The sequence below is a fragment of the Burkholderia sp. BCC0419 genome (genome assembly GCF_902830285.1).
Taxonomy (GTDB): Bacteria; Pseudomonadota; Gammaproteobacteria; order Burkholderiales; family Burkholderiaceae; genus Burkholderia.
In genome coordinates, this window is the sequence record NZ_CADESR010000002.1 from 432,389 (window position 1) to 450,610 (window position 18,222).

Annotated in this window: 19 protein-coding genes; 15 read left to right on the forward strand and 4 right to left on the reverse strand. The window is 67.7% G+C overall.

All coding sequences use genetic code 11. The features are described 5' to 3' along the window. Window positions 1–9: 9 nt before the first annotated feature. From HWW87_RS15515 to HWW87_RS15530, 4 genes are read right to left on the reverse strand one after another with little or no spacing between them, the layout of a single operon-like run. Window positions 10–393: a GtrA family protein gene (locus HWW87_RS15515; protein ID WP_175821019.1), complete on the reverse strand. Its 384-nt coding sequence runs from the start codon at window positions 391–393 to the stop codon at window positions 10–12. A gap of 12 nt (window positions 394–405) precedes the next feature. Next, window positions 406–1,449, reverse strand: a complete 1,044-nt coding sequence (locus HWW87_RS15520) for a glycosyltransferase family 2 protein (protein WP_175821020.1) — start codon at window positions 1,447–1,449, stop codon at window positions 406–408. Between the two features lie 24 nt (window positions 1,450–1,473). After that, complete coding sequence (locus tag HWW87_RS15525) at window positions 1,474–2,853, reverse strand: glycosyltransferase family 87 protein (RefSeq protein ID WP_175821021.1); 1,380 nt, start codon at window positions 2,851–2,853, stop codon at window positions 1,474–1,476. Beyond that, complete coding sequence (locus HWW87_RS15530) at window positions 2,850–4,091, reverse strand: glycosyltransferase family 87 protein (protein ID WP_175821022.1); 1,242 nt, start codon at window positions 4,089–4,091, stop codon at window positions 2,850–2,852. The genes HWW87_RS15525 and HWW87_RS15530 overlap by 4 nt, the downstream gene beginning before the upstream one ends. A gap of 1,050 nt (window positions 4,092–5,141) precedes the next feature. On the opposite strand from HWW87_RS15530, the gene HWW87_RS15535 reads away from it, so the two are divergent. The 15 genes from HWW87_RS15535 (at window position 5,142) to HWW87_RS15605 (ending at window position 18,132) form a co-directional block, all read left to right on the forward strand. Next, entirely contained in the window at window positions 5,142–5,333 is a 192-nt protein-coding gene (locus HWW87_RS15535; RefSeq protein WP_050015345.1) for a Flp family type IVb pilin, read from the forward strand. 149 nt (window positions 5,334–5,482) lie between these two features. After that, window positions 5,483–5,674: a Flp family type IVb pilin gene (locus HWW87_RS15540; protein WP_050015343.1), complete on the forward strand. Its 192-nt coding sequence runs from the start codon at window positions 5,483–5,485 to the stop codon at window positions 5,672–5,674. 82 nt (window positions 5,675–5,756) lie between these two features. Beyond that, complete coding sequence (locus HWW87_RS15545) at window positions 5,757–5,975, forward strand: Flp family type IVb pilin (protein ID WP_175821023.1); 219 nt, start codon at window positions 5,757–5,759, stop codon at window positions 5,973–5,975. Window positions 5,976–6,003: 28 nt separating this feature from the next. Beyond that, window positions 6,004–6,543, forward strand: coding sequence for a prepilin peptidase (locus HWW87_RS15550; RefSeq protein WP_175821024.1), 540 nt, complete (start codon window positions 6,004–6,006; stop codon window positions 6,541–6,543). A gap of 43 nt (window positions 6,544–6,586) precedes the next feature. After that, the gene (locus HWW87_RS15555) at window positions 6,587–7,987 is read left to right on the forward strand and encodes an ATP-binding protein (protein ID WP_175821025.1); all 1,401 of its coding nucleotides are present in this window, start codon (window positions 6,587–6,589) and stop codon (window positions 7,985–7,987) included. Window positions 7,988–8,022: 35 nt separating this feature from the next. Then, the gene (cpaB, locus tag HWW87_RS15560) at window positions 8,023–8,862 is read left to right on the forward strand and encodes a Flp pilus assembly protein CpaB (RefSeq protein ID WP_175821026.1); all 840 of its coding nucleotides are present in this window, start codon (window positions 8,023–8,025) and stop codon (window positions 8,860–8,862) included. Between the two features lie 104 nt (window positions 8,863–8,966). Next, the gene (locus tag HWW87_RS15565) at window positions 8,967–10,892 is read left to right on the forward strand and encodes a type II and III secretion system protein family protein (RefSeq protein WP_175821027.1); all 1,926 of its coding nucleotides are present in this window, start codon (window positions 8,967–8,969) and stop codon (window positions 10,890–10,892) included. Between the two features lie 20 nt (window positions 10,893–10,912). Next, window positions 10,913–11,209: a hypothetical protein gene (locus tag HWW87_RS15570; protein ID WP_175821028.1), complete on the forward strand. Its 297-nt coding sequence runs from the start codon at window positions 10,913–10,915 to the stop codon at window positions 11,207–11,209. Window positions 11,210–11,234: 25 nt separating this feature from the next. Then, window positions 11,235–12,506, forward strand: coding sequence for a TadE/TadG family type IV pilus assembly protein (locus tag HWW87_RS15575; RefSeq protein WP_175821029.1), 1,272 nt, complete (start codon window positions 11,235–11,237; stop codon window positions 12,504–12,506). A 13-nt stretch (window positions 12,507–12,519) separates the two neighbouring features. Next, window positions 12,520–13,053, forward strand: a complete 534-nt coding sequence (locus HWW87_RS15580) for a TadE/TadG family type IV pilus assembly protein (RefSeq protein WP_175821030.1) — start codon at window positions 12,520–12,522, stop codon at window positions 13,051–13,053. Next, window positions 13,050–13,493, forward strand: a complete 444-nt coding sequence (locus HWW87_RS15585; RefSeq protein WP_175821031.1) for a TadE family protein — start codon at window positions 13,050–13,052, stop codon at window positions 13,491–13,493. Before HWW87_RS15580 ends, HWW87_RS15585 begins: the two co-directional genes overlap by 4 nt. 22 nt (window positions 13,494–13,515) lie before the next feature. Continuing rightward, window positions 13,516–14,724 (forward strand): AAA family ATPase, encoded by a 1,209-nt coding sequence (locus HWW87_RS15590; RefSeq protein WP_175821032.1) that lies wholly within the window; start codon window positions 13,516–13,518, stop codon window positions 14,722–14,724. A gap of 18 nt (window positions 14,725–14,742) precedes the next feature. Then, window positions 14,743–16,110 (forward strand): CpaF family protein, encoded by a 1,368-nt coding sequence (locus HWW87_RS15595; protein WP_175821033.1) that lies wholly within the window; start codon window positions 14,743–14,745, stop codon window positions 16,108–16,110. Between the two features lie 33 nt (window positions 16,111–16,143). Further along, the gene (locus HWW87_RS15600) at window positions 16,144–17,121 is read left to right on the forward strand and encodes a type II secretion system F family protein (RefSeq protein ID WP_175821034.1); all 978 of its coding nucleotides are present in this window, start codon (window positions 16,144–16,146) and stop codon (window positions 17,119–17,121) included. Between the two features lie 36 nt (window positions 17,122–17,157). Further along, on the forward strand, window positions 17,158–18,132 hold the full coding sequence (locus HWW87_RS15605; protein WP_175821035.1) for a type II secretion system F family protein: 975 nt from the start codon (window positions 17,158–17,160) through the stop codon (window positions 18,130–18,132). Window positions 18,133–18,222 lie beyond the last annotated feature (90 nt).

Consider the following 18,222-nt stretch of genomic DNA (forward strand, 5'->3'; position numbering starts at 1 on the left):
GCGGGCCGCTTACCGGTACGTCCAGAGCCGGTGCAGCACGAACGTCGTGGGCGGGATCAGCAGCGCGACCGCGACGACGCCCATCGCGCGTGACGCATCCAGCGCCTCGGCGGCGCGCGCAATGAGCATCGTTTCGACGAAGCCGGCGAGCGTGACCGCGAGAAAGCGCGTCGCATTGCGGGTGCGCACCGTCGACGAGAAACTCCACAGCGTATTCGCCAGATACGAGAACGCGGTGGCGCAGAGGAACGCAGCCGCATTCGCGGCTACCGGCGTCGCATCGAGCAGCGCGAACAGCGCGGTCGCGACCAGCGTGTGGATCGCGGTCGAGCAGAGCCCGGACACGCCGAAGCGCACGAGCCGCGTGCGCTCGGCCTGGAGCAGGCCGATCATGGCGCCCGCGCGTCAGCGCGCGCCGATACGCGGCCGGGCCGGCTGCACGCGCCGGCGTGCGGGCTGGCGGCGTGCATCGCGCGCGACCGGCAGTTCGATCACCTTGCCGTGCGCCTGGTAGCGGCGGCGGATCAGGTAGACCGGCCGTTGCTTCGATTCGTCGTAGATCCGCCCGACGTATTCGCCGACGACGCCGATCCCGATCAGCTCGATGCCGCCGATGAACAGCGTGACCGAGATCAGCGACGCGTAGCCGAGCACCGGATTGCCGAACAGCAGCGTGCGGAAGATGATGAAACTGCCGTACAGGAATGCGAGCGCCGCAATGCCGAGGCCGATGTAGGTCCAGCTGCGCAGCGGCACGGTGCTGAAGCTGGTGATGCCTTCCAGCGCGAAATTCCACAGCTTCCAGCCGGAGAATTTCGAGTGCCCGGCGCTGCGCGGATCGCGCTGGTACTCGACGATCACGGTCTTGTAGCCGACCCACGCGAACAGCCCTTTCATGAAGCGATGCCGCTCGGGCAGGTTGCGCAGCGCGTTCACGACCTTGCGGTCCATCAGCCGGAAATCGCCGACGTTCTCCGGCAGCTTCACGTCCGACAGCAGGTTGTGCACGCGATAGTAGATCGCGGCGGCGGTGCGCTTCGCGAACGAATCGCACGCGCGGTTGCTGCGCTTGGCTGCGACGACCTCCGCGCCGTCGCGCCAGTGTTCGATCAGCACCGGGATCAGGCTCGGCGGATCCTGCAGGTCGGCGTCGAGCGGGATCACCGCGTCGCCGGCCGCTTCGTCGAGGCCGGCCGTCAGCGCGGCCTCCTTGCCGAAGTTGCGGGTCAGGTCGATCACGCGCACGCGCCGCTCGGCGGCGCCGATCCGGACCAGGCGTTCCAGCGTGTCGTCGCGGCTGCCGTCGTTCACGCAGACGATCTCGAAGCGGATCGCGTCGATCACGGTCAGCAACGGAATCACGACGTCGAAGAAGCGCTCGACGGCTTCGCCTTCGTTGTAGAACGGCACGACCAGCGAGACGAGCGGCGTGTAGATGGATTCCCGCATGATGATTCCCCTTGTGATGTCGCTTTACCGGTGGGCGCCGAACGTCGGGCGGCCGGTGCGGCGCATGCCGTGCGCCGGGCGGTGGTGCTGTCGGAGCGGGTGGGTGAACCCGGTCTCGGTCGAGGTGTCGCGCGCGTCGGGCATCGACGGCACGTCGCGTCTTTCCTGGGCGATCCGGCTGACGAGCAGCGCGAGCGACGCGAGCGTCACGAGCGGCATGAACTGGAACGATAGGTGCGGCACGATCGCGAGGCCCGCGAGCGGCATCGGCCACAGCAGCATCAGCCATTCGCGATCGAAGTGCCGCCAGCCGTGCGTCCACGCATAGCGTGCGTACCACGCGATCACGATGCCGTACCACGTCAGGTCGTAGTCGTACAGATAGGGGCTGACGAGCAGGCAGGCGCACGCGAGGGTCGCGGCGCGCAGCGCGTACGAACACGCGCCGCGCCACGCGTAGACGACGGCGATCGCGGCGCCCGCCGCCGACAGCAGCTGAAGGCCGCGCGCGACGAGCACGGGCCAGCCGGCCATCGTCGCGAGCGCGAACACGGTCGGCATGCGCGCGAGCTTCGCGTGACCGGTGCCGACGATCGTGTAGACGTGGGCGATCAAGTGCATGAACGCGATCCACGGGCCGACGCCGAACGCGAGCATCGCGAGCAGGGCGCTGACGGCGATCGTCGCGGCCCATGCGGCCAGCGCGCGCCATTGGCCGGCACACAGCAGCGCGAGCGGGAACAGCACCGCGAGCTGCGGCTTCATCGTCAGCAAACCGAAACAGATTCCGGCGCAGACGGGGCGGCGGTTCAGCGCGAGCAGGCCGACGGCGGCCAGCGTCGCGGTGAAGAGGCTCGTCTGCCCGACGATCACCGTGAGGAACGCGCCGGGGAACGCGAGTGCGCACAGCCACGCGGCATCGCGCTGCACGGTCGCGCGGATCGCTGCCGCGAACGACGCAATCGTGATGCCGAGCCACAGCACGATCGCCAGCGTGTACGGCAGCCAGCCGAGCGGCAGCACGAGCAGCAGCATCGTCGGCGGATAGAGCCACGGCAGCGTGCCGTCCGCGAGCGTCATCGTCGGGATCGCGAGCTTTTGCACCGCGAACAGCGTGGAGTAATGCCACGCGTCGGCGCCGTGCCCGTGCGCGGCGAGCCATGCGGCGCTCCAGACCGGCGAGAAGTCCTGCGACAGCGGCTCCAGCGCGCCGTCGTGCGACAGGTGCAGGCGGATCAGGTAAATGACGATGAACAGCAGCTCCGTCAGCAGCACGGCGGCCGCATAGAGGCGCACGCGATCGCGATTGAGCCAGTGCGGATAGCGGCGCGGGCCGGCGATCGGGAGTTCCGGATGCAGGTCGGCGGCCGGGTGTGCGTGGCGGGCGAACGACGGCGTTTTCATCGTGCGCTCCGGGACGCGAGCGTCGTGCGGCGCACGACGACGAACAGCACCGCGAGCAGCACGACCGGCCCGATCTGCGGCAGCTTCATCAGCCGGTTCAGCATTTCGAAGATCGGCAGCAGCCACGCCAGCACGAGGATGCCCTGGTCGCCGGGCAGCCAGCCTTCGTCGAGGCCGTGCGCGATCAGGCAGAAGACCGCGATGCCGAGCCACGTCAGTTCGTAGTTCCACAGGTACGGCGTCGTCAGCAGCGTGGCGACCGCCAGCACCGCGCCGCGCAGCCGCATGTCGCGCGTGCGGCGCCATACGTCGACGGCCGCGGCGAGTGCGACGAGCGCGACCGCCGCCTGCGCGGCCAGCGCGGCCGCCACCGGCGCGCCCGCGAGCCGCAACGCGGCGAACGGCGTCGGCGACGCGAGCCAGTACGACGCGAGCATGAAATGCTGCGCGCGTACCGTCGACATCGCATGACTCAACCCGTGCAGCGCGGCGGGGCCGGCCAGTGCGGCGCCGGCCGCCGCGAACAGCGTCGCGCTGAGCGCCGCCGCCGCGAAGGTGCGCCACGCACGCGTCGCGATCAGCACGAACGGGAACACGACGGCGAGTTGCGGCTTGATCGCGAGCAGCCCGATCAGCACGCCGGCCACGACCGGACGCTTGCCGAGCAGATGCAGCGCGAGCGCGGCGAGGCCGGCGGTCAGGATGCTGTTCTGACCGAACAGCGCGGACATGCACACCGCCGAATACGCGACGACGACGAGCGCCGCGGCACGCGGCACGGGTAGATGCGCGCGCAGCCCCGACAACCGCGAGACGGCGAACGCGTAGCATAAAAGACTGCCCGCGAAAAAGAGGAAGTAAGCGGGCAGGAAAGGCACGAGGGCAACCGGCGCGATGAACAGCAGCATCGTCGGCGGATAGAGCCAGGGAAGCGGCCGGTTTTGCAGATACGCACCGAAGTGCGCGAACTCGGCCTGCAGGAATGACGAGGTGTCGTAGGCCGCCGCGGCATGGCCTTGCAACACGAGATGCGATGCGGTCCAGAAGACCGAGAAGTCGGTGCCGGGGCGGGCGGTGGCGTTCGACGTGAAGCCGTCGGTCACGACACCCCAGACGATCAGCAGCGAAGCGAAGAGCATCAGCATGATGCAGCTGTATGGAATGATCCGGTCGGCCGTCAGCCATTGAGCACAGCGTATGGCGCGAACCCGCGTTTCACCACGATTGGCTGTGTGCATGATGCCCCGTCTGTCGTTTGGCCGCGTGGTCTGTCGCAGCCGTTTGATGTTGTCGTGCCTGCGGATCGATCGCTCTGAAATGGCGTTGTCCGGTGAATTCATTGTTGAAGAAAAAAATGCGTGATGCAAACCGCGCACCGCCGGCCGGCATTGAATGTATTCAGCGATTCGGGTGAAAACCGCCATTTCTGGTATGAGAAAACGCCGCGGCGGGGATTCGTGTTTCTGGCCTGAAACATTCCGCGATTTTTGCCGGCTGTGCATGCCGCCGAACCCGCGACGCACGAGCGGCTCGCCGCGTTCGGGAAAATCCCGAGAAAATTTTTTGGATCCTTTGTGCAGCGCGGCGACGGGGTTCCATGCTGACCGTGTGCACCCGAACCGCGTATATCAAAGTTGAAACATTTCGGCAGCCGGGCGTTTGGCGGGGGGGCGTGCGGATCGCCGGAACCCTTGGTGCGCCTCGATTCCGCCCGGGATGGCCTGCTCTTTGCGTAAGCGTTGGCACGGCAGTCGACGGCGTGACGACCGGGCGGTTCAGGCAACAGGCAGACGAACCGGCTCGCGAATCACCTGCGGAAAAGACGGTCCGGCGCGCGTCGGGGAACACGCAGCTCCAGCTCGATCAACCGCGGGAACCGTCGTCGAACGACCAACCAGACCCGATAGCTTCCGGGCGATAAAAAGCGGCATGGCAGTACATGGGGAATAAAAATGAAAGACCACAGCACATCGCGGATCGCAAGCCGCGTTAAAGACACCTTGCAGCTTTGCCGGGAGTTCATCTCCCGTTCAACTGGATTCCCTGCGTCGAACGGCCGTCGTGCCGTTCCGGTCGATCGACCTGCCCGGTTTATCCGGCCGGTCGAACCGTACACGCGTCTCTCGCGCTCCGTTTCACTGATACCCGTTCGCACGGACAGGGATATGCCAACCCGTCCCCGCAGCTGAGCGTTGCGCTTCCGAATTTTCGAGTAGTGCCGGTGGTGCCCACCCCCGACGTCCTGACCGACGAAGGGTATTTCATAGCAGTCCGAAAGGAGAGTGCTCATGTCAAGAATCATCGAAAAGATCGCGTGGTTCGTCCAGGATCAGGACGGCGTGACGGCCATCGAATATGGCCTGATCGCCGCGCTGATCGCGATCGGCATCGTCGCCGCGCTGGCGACGGTCGGTACGGATCTGAAGACCGTGTTCAGCACGATCGCCGCGGATCTGGACTCGGCGGTAGCAGGCCTCTGACGGACGGTACGACGAACGGTTCGTCCGAATCGTTCGAATCGTTCGTCGGCGCCACACGGCATCAACGACATACCTCGACGTATCGATGCACGGTCATCCGACCAGCCGGTGCGCGAGGGTTTTGAAAGTTACCACGCAAGGAGATCACCATGTCCAAGTTCATTCAACAAGCCGGCCGTTTCATTCGCGACGAAGACGGAGTGACGGCCATCGAATACGGCCTGATTGCCGCCCTGATTGCGATCGGCATCATCGCCGCGCTGTCGACCATCGGGAAGGACCTCAAGACCGTGTTCAGCACGATCGCGGCCGACCTCGATTCGGCGGTGGCAGGCATCTGATGCACCATGCCGCGGACGGCTCGGCTGGTGCAGCGTTCGAGCCGTCCCCGGCGATTCCGTCAACCGGAAACCGGAGACCATCATGCAAGCCATCACGCGTGTCGCACGTCGCTGGATCGCCGACGAACAGGGTGTGACGTCGATCGAATATGCATTGCTCGCATCGATGTTCGCCATCGCGGTACTGGGCAGTGTCGTCACGCTGAAGGGCTCGCTCGGCGATGCGTACGAGGTGATCGCCGCGGCCGTGACGGCTGCCGTGACCACCGCCGTGACCACCGCGTTGTCCATGGTTTCCTGATCCACCGATTCGATTCGCGAGGTTCGCCATGCTTCCCGTTGCGCTGCCTTATCCGGTTCCGTTGTGCGTGACGCTGCTCGCGGTCGCCGCTGCCAGCACGGACATCGCGACCCGTCGCATTCCGAACCGTCTCGTGTTGCTCGGCCTGGCCGGCGCGCTGGTCGCCCAGTGCCTGCTGCACGGCGTGCCGGCGGGCGTGCTCGGATGGCTCGCCGGCGCTGCAACCGGCTTCGGCCTGCTGCTGCCGTTCTACCTGTTGCGCGGGATGGCGGCGGGCGACGTGAAGCTGATGCTCGCGATCGGCGCATGGGTCGGTGCGGAAATGACGTTTTACATCGTGCTGGCCACGTTCCTGGCCGGCGGGATCGGCGCCATCGCCTACGCGCTGCTGCGCGGGCGGATGCGCCAGATGTGGGCGAACGTGCGCACGCTGATCGTGCGGCGCTCGCCAGCGGCGCGCGCCGAGGCCGACGACGGCCCCGTCGAGATCGCCTCGGTCGGCACGCTGCCGTACGGCGTGGCGATCGCGGCCGGCACGCTGGGCATGCTGTTCGCGTCGTGCGCATAGCGCGGCGGATCTGCAACGAGAACGCAACGAGGAAGCAACGATCATGAACACGAACCACACCGAACCGAGACGCGACGCGCAGGTGGCACGCCTGCCCGATCCGCCGCCGTCGCGGGAGGTCCATACGAAGCTGGGCGCGCAGCTGCCGTCGGCGCCGCGCTCGCTCGCGGAAACCGGGCTGAGCATGGCGTTCGTCGGCGGCCTCGTGCTGAAGTCGACGCTGGTGCTCGGCCGCCCGTCGTACGGCGACCTGGTCGAGCGACACTGCCTGCCGCTCGCGGTGCTCGACGACGTCTTTGCGTTCCTGGTGCGCGAGCATCTCGTCGAGCTGACCCATCGCGGCGCGACCGATCTCGACGTGACGTTCCGCCTGACCGATGCGGGCCGCGTGCTCGCGCTCGAGGAACGGGAGCGCAGCGGCTACAGCGGGCCCGCGCCGGTGACACTCGACGCATATCTCGCGAGCGTGGCCGCGCATTCGGTGCGCAAGCTGCACATCGGCCAGAGCGACGTGTGGGCGGCGTTCGAAGGCGTCGTGATCGACACGGCGGTGCTCGATGCGGCGGCCGCCGCGCTGAACGCGGGCCGGCCGCTGCTGATCTACGGCCCGGCCGGCAGCGGCAAGACCTTTCTCGCCGAGCGGCTCGGCGCGCTGATGCACGGCCGCGTGCCGGTGCCGCACGCGATCTGCGCGGCCGGCGAAGTGATCCAGGTCTACGACCCGCTCGTGCATGTCGACGCGGAAGTCCAGGCCGGCGGCCAGTCGGTCGATCGCCGCTGGCGCCTGTGCCGGCGGCCGGTCGTGATGTCGGGCGGCGAGCTGACGCTCGACGAGCTCGACCTGCGTCGCGACGAAGCGGCCGGCTTCTACCAGGCGCCGCCGCACATGAAGGCGAACATGGGCATGTACGTCGTCGACGATCTGGGCCGCCAGCGCGTCGAGCCGCGCGACCTGCTCAATCGCTGGCTGCGTCCGCTCGATCGCGGTGTCGATTTCATGACGCTCGAATCCGGCAACCGCTTCGTGCTGCCGTTCGACGTGTGGCCGGTGTTCTCGAGCAACCTGGCGCCGGAGCAGTTCTGCGACGACGCGTTCATGCGCCGCCTCGGCTCGAAGCTGCACGTCGGCGCGATGTCGATCGACGACTACCGCGCGGTGTACGACGCGGCCTGCGCATCGTTCGGGCTCGTGTCGGCGAGCGATGCGTTCGACTTCCTGCTGCATCGGCTGCATCTGCCGACCGGCAAGGCGTTTCTCGCGTGCTTTCCGGCGGACCTGCTGCGCCTCGTGGCCGCCGGCGCGCGTTACCGCGGCGATCCGCCCGAGGTGACGCACGACGCGCTGTACGACGCGTGGGCGAGTTACTTCGGCGCGGCGCCTGAACGGGACGGCAGCCATCCGCCGCCCATCGAGCGCGGCGGCCGTACGTTCATCACCGGTTGAGCGGTTTCTTTCACGATTCGTCGAGGAGCATTGCCATGAAAAACAGTCGAGCGGTCATGATGCTGGTCGTCGCGATGATCGCGGGTCTTGCCGCGGTCGTATTCGCCTCCCACTGGCTGATGCAGACATCCACGAGCTCGGTCACGTCCGTCGCGGTGGCCACCACCGACCTGAACCTGGGCGAGCCGCTCGGGCCGAACCAGATCCACATGGTGAGCTGGCCGTCGGGCAGCGTGCCGACCGGCGCGTTCGCCGATACGAAGGCGCTCGAAGGGCGCGTCGTACGCACCAGCCTGTCGCGCGGCGAACCGGTGATCGAGTCGAAGCTCGCGCCGGTCGGCACGAAGGGCGGGCTGTCCGCGGTGATCGCCGACGGCAGCCGCGCGATCACGGTGCGCGTGAACGACGTGGTCGGCGTCGCGGGCTTCGCGCTGCCGGGCAACTACGTCGACGTGATCGTCAACACGCAGGCGCAGCAGGGCAAGACCGACGGGCAGAGCATCTCCAAGATCGTGCTCGAGCACATCCTCGTGCTCGCCGTCGCGCAGCAGGTCAGCCGTGACGACACGGCGCCGAAGGTGGTCAACGCGGTGACGCTGGAAGTCACGCCCGACCAGGCCGAACGGCTCGACCTCGCGCGCAGCGTCGGCACGCTGTCGCTCGTGCTGCGCAACCAGGTCGACCAGAAGACGCTGAACACCGACGGCGCGACGAAGATGACGCTGCTCGGCAAGGAACCCGCACCGGAAGCGCCGCCGGCGCCCGTCCATGCGCGGCCGGTCCGCATGCACGTCGCGTCGCACGCGGCGCCCGAAGTGCGGCGCGATTGCGTCGGCGTGCTGACCGGCGTGAAGGGCAGCGTCGAATGTTTCTGAAGCAGATCCATACAGCCAGACAAACAAACCGGCCGCCGGCAACGCGCGGCGGCCTTGGAAGTCGATAACCGGCACGGCGCCGGTCTCTCGGGGGATCAGACGAAATGAAGATCAAACCGCAACGCACAGGTACCGGCCCACTGCGCACACGCGTCGCACGGGGCACGATGATGGCCGCGATCCTCTGTTCGGGATGGCTGACCGTGTATGGCGCACTCGCGCAGGAAGGCATCGAGTCGGCGGTGCTGACGAAGGGCGGCGCCAGCGCGCCGGCCGCGGTCGGCAAGGGGCCGATGCAGATGACGATCAGCATGGCGCCGGTGCCGGCCGCCGCGCCCGCCGCGTCGGCGGGGCCGCTGCGCGGGCCGAACTGCGTCGGCCCGGTGCGCGAATCGACCAGCGTCAGCGTGCCGCTCGGCAAGTCGCTGCTGGTGCCGATGCCGGAACCGGTGCGCAACCGGACGATCGGCAATCCGGCCGTTGCGCAGGCAACGATGGTGTCGCCGCAGACGCTGTACATCCTCGGGCTTGCGGTCGGCACGACCAACATGATCGTGCAGGGCCGGAGCGGCGCATGCCGGGTGATCGACGTCGCGGTCGGCGCGGACGCCGGCGGCCTGCAGGCGTCGCTGCTGCAACTGATGCCGAACGAGCGCGACATCCACGTGTCGACCGCGGCCGGCACGATCGTGCTGGCCGGCACCGTGTCGAGCTCGCAGGCCGCGCAGCAGGCCGTGCAGATCGCCCATGCGTACGGCGACAGCGCGGGCGATGCGGCGGGCGGCGGCAAGCAGGGCGGCGGCGTGCTCAACATGCTGAACGTCACGTCGCCGCAGCAGGTGATGCTCGAGGTGAAGGTGGCCGAGGTGTCGAAGACGCTGATCAACCAGATGGGCAGCGCATTCAACATCCAGGGCGGCTTTGGTTCGTGGAGCGGCGCGCTCGTCAGCAACCTGCTCGCCGGTGTCGCGAGCGGCGCCATCTTCAACAAGGCGAACAACAAGCCGTTCAGGGTCGCGATCGATACGCAGAACACCGACAACCTCGTCAAGATCCTCGCGGAGCCGAATCTCGTGACGATCAGCGGCCAGGAAGCGACGTTCCTCGCGGGCGGCAAGATCTTCATCCCGATCCCGCAGAGCGGCAGCAACGGCGTCTCGTCGATCACGCTGCAGGAAGAGGAATTCGGCGTCGCGCTGAAGTTCACGCCGACGGTGCTGGCGAACGGCCGGATCAGCCTGAAGGTTGCGCCGGAAGTGTCGGAGCTGTCGCAGACGGGCGTCACGCTGAGTGCGTCCAACATCGGCGGCACGTCGATCCTGCCGCTGATCACGACGCGGCGCGCATCGACGACGGTGCAGATGAGCGACGGCGAATCGTTCGCGATCGGCGGGCTGATCAAGGACAACGCGTCCGGTGCGCTGAAGGCGATCCCGGGGGTCGGAGAAGTGCCGGTGCTTGGCGCGCTGTTCCGCAGCACGTCGTTCCAGCAGGATCGCACCGAGCTGATCTTCCTGATCACGCCGCACCTGGTGAAGCCGCTGCAGACCGCGGACGTCGCGCTGCCGACCGACAGCTTCTCGAAGCCGAACGAAGTCGACGTCTATGCGACCGGCAACATGGAAGGCCGCGGCGGCGTGCGCAAGGCAGGCGCCCAGCCGATGCAACCCGCGAACGGCGCGGCCGCCCCGCAGACCCCGGCCCAGGCGCCGGCGCCCGCTCCGGCGCCGCAATCGGAAGCACCGGTCGCGCCGGCCGCGCTGCCGGCGCCGCGCGTGCCGCAAGACGCCGACGTGCAGCCGCCGGTGCCGGCCGAGCCGCCGAAGGCGCCGGTCGCGGCCGCCCCGCCGCAGCCCGACCCGGCTACCGCGGCCCGCGTCGCGCGCATCGAAGCCGCCGCCGCACGCCTCGCGGCCGCCGGCCCCGATATGTCGGCCCAGCCGACGGCGCGCTCGAAGCACCGGATCGCGGCGGCGCCCAACGCGCAGATTGCGCGCGCCGGCGCGGCACCCCAGTCCACCGATCGTTGAAGCCCTCCAAGGGGAAGCTCATGAAATCCGCCTACCTCGTATTCGTGCGCCGCGCGGCGCTCGCCGTCCCGCTCGCGTTCGCGCTTGCCGGCTGCATGTCGTCGACCCCGGTGTGGGACAGCCGCTTCGGCGATTCGGTCCGCACCGTGATGCACGCCCAGATCATCGATCCGCATGCCGGCGAACATCCGGCGTCGGCGTCGGGAATCGACGGCAGCGCCGCCGCGGCCGCGCTCGACAACTATGACAAGTCGTTCAAGCAGATCCAGCCGCCCGCCAATGCGTTCGTGATCGGCATCGGCAAGGCCACGCAGTAACGACAGCACGCTCAGGGAGAACGCCATGAACCGCGCAGCCCGCTATCCGAAAGTCACGCGTCGCAGCCTGCACCGCCAGCGCGGTGCCGTTGCGATCATCGTCGGCCTCTCGCTGGCGGTGATGATCGGGTTCGTCGGGCTCGCGCTGGATCTCGGCAAGCTGTACGTCACGCGCAGCGAACTGCAGAACAGCGCCGATGCCTGCGCGCTGTCGGCTGCGCGCGACCTGACGTCGGCGATCAGCCTGTCGGTGGCCGAGGCCGACGGTATCGCTGCCGGCCACCTGAATTTCGTGTTTTTCCAGAAGAAGTCGGTGCAGATGTCGACGAATGCGAACGTCACGTTCAGCGATTCGCTGACCAACCCGTTCCTGGCGAAGAACGCGGTCACGAAGCCGGCGAGCATCAAGTACGTGCAGTGCACCGCGACGCTGAGCAACATCGCGCACTGGTTCATCGAGGTGCTGAACGTGCTGCCGGGCACGAAGCTCGCGAATGCGGCGGAAGTGTCGGCGAGCGCGATCGCGACCGTCGGCGGCGGGCAGACGACCTGCGCGATTCCCGTGTTCGTGTGCCGCGGCCCGTCCGATCCGGCCTACAAGGTCGGCGACTGGATCTCGTCGCCGTCCGGTTCGTCGTCGACCTACGGGCCTGGCAATTTCGGCTGGGCGGCGCTCGACGGCTCGACGAACGAGACGACGCTCGCGAGCGAGCTGTCGGGCAATACCTGCAACATCACGAGCCCGCCGGACCTGAGCACCGCGGGCATGAAGTCGGCATCGCAGCGGGCCTGGAACACGCGCTTCGGCATCTATACGAACGGTGCGAACGGCTCGAGCGGCCAGCCCGACTTCACCGGCTACGCGTATGTCGGGCCGGACTACGGGCCGCCCGGAACGGCGGGCATCAAGGGTGACGCGTACACGCAGTTCGTGGCCGACCGCGCGGGCTTCAAGTCTTACCAGGGCGACGGTGCGCCGCCGTCGGGCAGCGGAATCGCCACCAACGGCACGGCGACGGCGAGCAACTACCAGACGTTCGGCGGCGATCGCCGCGTCGCGCTCGCGCCGGAGGGCGACTGCTCGACGCTGTCCGGCAACAGCGGCAAGGTGCACGTCACGCAATGGGATTGCGTGCTGATGCTCGATCCGCTCCCGTTCAGCGCCGGCAGCGGCGCCGTCGTTGCGCACCTCGAATACCTCGGTTCGTCGGTCTCCGGCAACAGCCCGTGCGCGACGCACGGCTTGCCGGGCAGCGGCAGCGCGTCCGGAACCCAGGTTCCGATGCTCGTTCAATAGCGGAGAGACGATCATGAAGAAGCTGTCGATTCGTCGTTCGCGCACCCGAGGCGCCGTCGCCGTCGAGTTCGCGCTCGTGCTGATGCCGATGATCATGCTGGCGACCGGCGTGGCCGAGTTCGGCCGCGCGATCTACCAGTACGAGACGCTGACCAAGGCGACCCGCGACGCGGCGCGCTACCTGTCGGTCTGGTTGCCGACCGACAGCGCGTATCCGGTGTCGCAGGCGCAGTGCCTGGTCGTCTACGGCAGCACGACGTGCGGCACGTCGGGCACCGAGCTGGTGCCCGGACTCACGACGTCGATGGTCACGATCTGCGACGCCCAGCACACGACCGGCTGTGGCGACGCGTCCGATCCGTCGCAGTTCGCGAACCTGCCGACCTACGATTCGAACAACAACGCGGCAAGCGGCACGGCCACGGGCGCGATCAACGTCGTCGAAGTGAAGATCAGCGGCTACCAGTACCAGCCGATTCCTGCGTACCCGGGGCTGCCGTCGATCACCTTCGGCAACATCGTCACCGTGATGAGGCAAGTTTCATGAACGCACGCCATTTTCCGCGGTCTCGCCGGGGCGCGCAGCGCGGCGCGGCGATCGTCGAATTCGCCCTCATCGCGTCGGTGCTGATCATGCTGCTGATCGGCATCTTCGAGTTCGGCCGCGTGCTGTTCTACTGGAACACCGCGAGCGAGGCCGTGCGCCTCGGCGCACGCACGGCGGTGGTCTGCGACGTGAACGCCGCGGGCGTCGTGAAGCGCGTGCGATCGCTGCTCCCGCTGCTGTCGAACGCGAACGTGTCGGTCAGCTACACGCCGTCGAGTTGCGACATCAACACGTGCTCGTTCGTGACGGTGAGCGTCACGAACGTCACCGTCAAGACCATGATCCCGTTCGTGAACGTCACGCTGAAGATGCCGCCGTTCACGACTACCCTGCCGCGCGAAAGCCTGACTTCCGCGACCGGCGGCTCCGCCTGCAACTAAACGAACACACGAGGCACACGACATGATCAATATCCTCGTAGCTTCCGACGATACCGCGCGGCTTTCGCAGATCGCACGTCTCGTGGCCGACTGCGGACGCTATCGTACGACGCGGGCCACCGGCCGCCCGTCGCAGATCGAACATCGCACCGACGGGCTCGACGCGTTCGACATCCTGCTGGTCGACGGCTCGTCGCTCGAGCCGTCCGAGCTGTCGGCGATCGAGCGCATCTGCCGCGCGCACGCGAACCTGACCTGCATCCTCGTGACGGCCGATGCATCGCCGCACGTGCTGCTCGACGCGATGCGCGCAGGCGCGCGCGATGTGCTGCAGTGGCCGCTCGATTTGCAGGCGCTCGGCCACGCGCTCGAACGGGCGGCCGCGCAAAGCACGCGGCGCGATACCGACGACACGCGGATCGTGTCGTTCATGTCGTGCAAGGGCGGCGCCGGCACGAGCTTCGCGGCCAGCAACATCGCGTTCGAGATCGCCGAGGGCTTCAAGCGCCGCGTGCTGCTGATCGACGTGAACCAGCAGTTCGGTGACGCGGCGTTCCTCGTCAGCGACGAAACCCCACCGTCGACGCTGCCGCAGCTGTGCGAGCAGATCGAGCGGCTCGACAGCGCGTTTCTCGACGCGAGCGTCGCGCACGTGACGGAAAACTTCCACGTGCTGGCAGGCGCCGGCGACCCGGTCAAGGCCGCCGAGATGCGTGAGGACGCGCTCGAATGGATCCTCGGCGTCGCGGCGCCGCGCTACGACTTCGTGATCTTCGACGTCGGCGTCGGCATCAACCCGTTGTCGATGGTCGCGCTCGATCGCAGCGACCAGATCCAGATCGTGCTGCAGCCCGCGATGCCGCACGTGCGCGCCGGCCGCCGGCTGCTGGAGATCCTCGTGTCGCTCGGCTACTCGACCGACCGGTTGCGGCTGATCGTGAACCGCGCGACGCGTGCGAGCGAGCGGACCCGCACCGCGCTCGAGGAAGTGCTCGGCCTGCAGGCGGCCTGCACGATTCCCGACGACGCCGACACCGTGCTCGAAGCGATCAACCAGGGCCATCCGGTGTCGCGGCTCGCGCGCGGCTCGGCGGTCGCGCGGGCGTTGCAGGGCTGTGCGAAGCAACTCGTCGACGGCGAGGTGCGCAAGGGACGCGGCGCGACGCACAGCGAACCGTTGATGTCCCGGCTGTTCGGCCGCAAGGCCACGCCGAAGCTCAAGTCGATGTAATTCTTTCGGGGAACCATCATGTCATTGCGCGAACAGATGTCCTTGCACCGGGCCCAGCCGCTGGCGGCGGGCAGTGAACCGGCCGGCCCGGCGCATTCGTCGGTGCGCGACGCATACCAGAAGCTGCGCCGCGACATTCACCTGGCCGTGCTCGAGCGCGTCGAGCTCGAGCGCTTGTCGCGGCTGCATCAGGATCAGGTCCGCATGGAAATCGGCGCGCTGATCGCGCGCATCCTCGACGAGGAGCGGGTGCCTGCGAACGACATCGAGCGGCGCCAGCTCGCGATCGACGTGTACGACGAGATGTTCGGCTTCGGCCCGCTCGAAGCGCTGCTGCGCGACCCCGGCATTTCCGACATCCTCGTGAACACCTACCGGCAGGTCTATGTCGAGCGCAGCGGCCAGCTCGAACTGACCGACGTGACGTTCTACGACGACGCGCACCTGATGAAGGTGATCGAGAAGATCGTGTCGCGCGTCGGGCGCCGCATCGACGAATCGAGCCCGATGGTCGACGCGCGGCTGCCGGACGGTTCGCGCGTGAACGCGATCATCCCGCCGTCCGCGATCGACGGGCCGCTGATGTCGATCCGGCGCTTCGCGGTCAACCCGCTGAAGATGGACGACCTGGTGCGCTACCACAGCCTGACGCCGCCGATGGCCGAGCTGCTCGACGCGCTGTCGCGCGCGAAGGTGAACGTGCTGGTGTCGGGCGGCACCGGTAGCGGCAAGACGACGCTGCTCAACATCCTGTCCGGTTTCATTCCGCGCAACGAGCGGATCGTGACGATCGAGGACGCGGCCGAGCTGCAACTGCAGCAGCCGCACGTGCTGCGGCTCGAAACGCGCCCGCCGAACATCGAGGGCAAGGGCGAGATCACGCAGCGCACGCTGGTGCGCAACGCGCTGCGGATGCGCCCGGACCGGATCATTCTCGGCGAAGTGCGCGGCGCCGAAGCGCTCGACATGCTCAACGCGATGAACACCGGCCACGAAGGCTCGCTCGCGACGATCCACGCGAACACGCCGCGCGACGCGCTGACGCGGCTCGAGAACATGGTCAGCGTGTCCGGCCTGACGCTGCCGCCGAAGACGATGCGCCAGCAGATCGCGTCGGCGATCTCGGTGGTCGTGCAGGCGGCGCGGCTGACCGACGGCAAGCGCAAGATCGTCAGCATCCAGGAGCTGACCGGGATGGAAGGCGACATCATCAACATGCAGGAGATCTTCACGTTCAAGCGCACCGGCGTGGACCGCGACGGCTCGGTACGCGGCCACTTCTGCGCGACCGGCGTGCGGCCGAAGTTCGTCGAGCGGCTGCAGGCGTTCGGCATCAACCTGCCGGATTCGCTGTACGACCCGTCCGTGCGTTACGAGACGGACTGACGCCAGGGCGCCGTGTGCTGCCGGGGAGGCCTCATGAATGCGATCTTTTACGGTTTTGTGATTCTCACCTTCGTCGCGGTCGTGCTGTCGATCGAAGGCATCTATCAATGGTGGAACACGCGGCACGGCGCGGCCGCGCGCCGGATCGAATCGCGCATTCGCGCGATGTCGGCCGGCGGCAACGTCCAGCAGGAGCGGCTGTCGATCCTGAAGAAGCGGATGCTCGACGAATCGAAGTCGTTCGACCGGCTGCTGCTGCGCATGCCGCGCGTGCACGCGCTCGATCTCGTGATCCAGCAGTCGGGCCTCGACTGGACGCTGCCGAAGCTGATCACGCTCAGCGCGACGTTCGCGGTGCTCACGTGGTTCGCGGTGAGCTTCGCGCGGTTGCCGCAACTGGCCGCGGTGCCGATCGCGCTGTTCGCCGGGTGGGTGCCGATGATGTACGTGCTGCGTCGCCGCGCACGCCGGATGCGCAAGCTCGAGCGGCAGTTGCCGGAAATCTGCGACATGATCGCGCGCGCGCTGCGTTCCGGCCATTCGTTCACGAGCACGCTCGGGATGGTCGGCGACGAGTTTTCCGAGCCGATGGGCGGCGAATTCCGCGTCACGTTCGACGAGGTCAACTACGGTGTGTCGCTGCACGACGCGCTGATGAACCTCGCGACGCGCGTGCCGGTGCAGGACCTGCGCTACTTCGTGATCGCGGTGCTGATCCAGCGCGAGACGGGCGGCAATCTGGCCGAGCTGCTCGACAGCATCGCCGGGCTGATCCGCGAGCGCTTCAAGCTGTTCGACAAGGTGCGCGTGCTGTCGGCGGAAGGGCGGCTGTCGGCGTGGATTCTCGGGCTCTTGCCGTTCGGCACCGCGGCGGTGATGGCGCTGCTGAACCGCGAATTCCTGTCGGTGCTCTGGGAGGATCCGGCCGGGATCCGGATGGTCGGCACGATGCTGGTGTCGATGCTGTTCGGCCTGTTCTGGATCCGCCGTATCGTCCGTATTCGCGTCTGACGCGCGAGCCGAATAACGAACCGTTGCGAGGCTGTCATGCAAAACCTGAGCGTGGTCCAGGCCGTGATGCTGGGCGGATTGTTCATCTTCGTGGTCGGCGGCGTGCTCGTCGCGATGCTGCTGTTCGCGCCGCGCGGCATCCAGCGTCGGATCCAGCAGGCCGGCGGGGCCGGGGCGGGCGCCGTCGCCGGCTCGGGCGACGGCGACGACGTGGCGTCGCGCTGGGTCGCGAAGCTGGTCGAGCTGTCCACCCCGATCTCGAAGCTGTCGGTGCCGAAGGAGGGCTGGGAGAATTCGCCGCTGCGCATCCGGCTGATGAATGCCGGCTGGCGCAACCAGAGCGCGGCCGCGCTGTATTTCACCGCGAAGACGGTGCTCGCGCTCGGCTTGCCGTGCGCGGCGCTGCTGGTGCTGATCACGACGCCGCTCGGCGACGAGCGTGCGCTGCTGTCGGTGATCCTCGTGGCGCTCGCCGGCATCGGCTACTACATCCCGAACATCGTGCTGTCGCAGCGGGTCAAGGTGCGCCAGCAGAAGATCTTCGAGGATTTCCCGGACGCGCTCGACCTGCTGACGGTATGCGTCGAAGCGGGGCTCGGGCTCGACGCGGCGCTGATGAAGGTGAGCGAGGAGCTGCGGTTTCGCAGCGAGGTGGTCGCGAGCGAACTCGATCTGCTGCTGCTCGAGATGCGCTCCGGCTTCACGAAGGAGACGGCGCTGCGCAATCTCGCGCTGCGCACCGGCGTGGAGGACATCGAATCGTTCTGCGCGATGCTGATCCAGGCCGACCGGTTCGGCACGAGCATCAGCGAATCGCTGCGCGTGCTGTCGGACATGCTGCGCACGCGGCGCCGGATGCGCGCGGAGGAACGCGCGGCGAAGATCGCGCTGAAGCTGCTGTTCCCGCTGATCTTCTGCATCTTTCCCGCGCTGATGATGGTGCTGCTCGGGCCGGCGATGATTCACGTCTATCGCGTGCTGTTGCCGACGTTCGTTGGCGTCGCGCAGTGAGTGGCGCGCGGATGCGGCTTCTGGCGCATCGATAAAGGCTGGACGTGCCGGCCGCTGGCGATTCGGCGGCCGGCACGGCAACAGGCTTCA